The organism is Paraburkholderia sp. RL18-085-BIA-A (assembly GCF_046027075.1).
In the GTDB taxonomy this organism is placed as follows: Bacteria; Pseudomonadota; Gammaproteobacteria; order Burkholderiales; family Burkholderiaceae; genus Paraburkholderia.
Genome location: NZ_JARESU010000614.1, coordinates 1 through 455, shown reverse-complemented (window position 1 = coordinate 455; position 455 = coordinate 1). Strand labels below are relative to the sequence as shown.

Genomic DNA, 455 nt, shown 5'->3' with positions numbered 1-455 from the left:
ATCAGCAGGCCCGGCTTCTTCAGGCCGTCGATATCCTCTTTCATCTGCTGCTGTGCATCGGTATCCGCTGGCTCGGCCTTGGCGCTGCTGGCCGATGCCGCCAGCGCCTTCGCCAGTTCCAGCGCGCTTTCAAACTGCGCGATGGTCTCCTGCATGTCGATCTGCTGGCCGGTCGCTGCGGGGCGGTCGTAGGCTGTCAGATGCAGGCCCTTGCCCGCGCGGTTCACACCGTAGCCGGACGTGCGAAGCTCATAACCTTCGCCCCTGTACTCCAGTTTGTTGTTAACCAGGTAGCCAAGGTTCAGTTGCGACTTGCCCGAATGCTCCGTGCTGACCTTGATGCCTTCCTGGCCCGTCCAGTCCTCCATGCGAACCTTGTTGTTCGCCTGCGTGCGGATCACGTTGCGCGACAGCCAGCGCCGGTCATTCGTCACCAGGTCGCGCGCCTGGCTGTG

1 protein-coding gene is annotated in these 455 nt (G+C 62.9%); it reads right to left on the bottom strand.

Annotated elements, in window-relative coordinates; genetic code table 11:
* A partial coding sequence (locus P0D89_RS54085) for a type VI secretion system Vgr family protein (RefSeq protein WP_408379842.1) occupies positions 1-455 on the bottom strand: 455 nt, incomplete at both ends.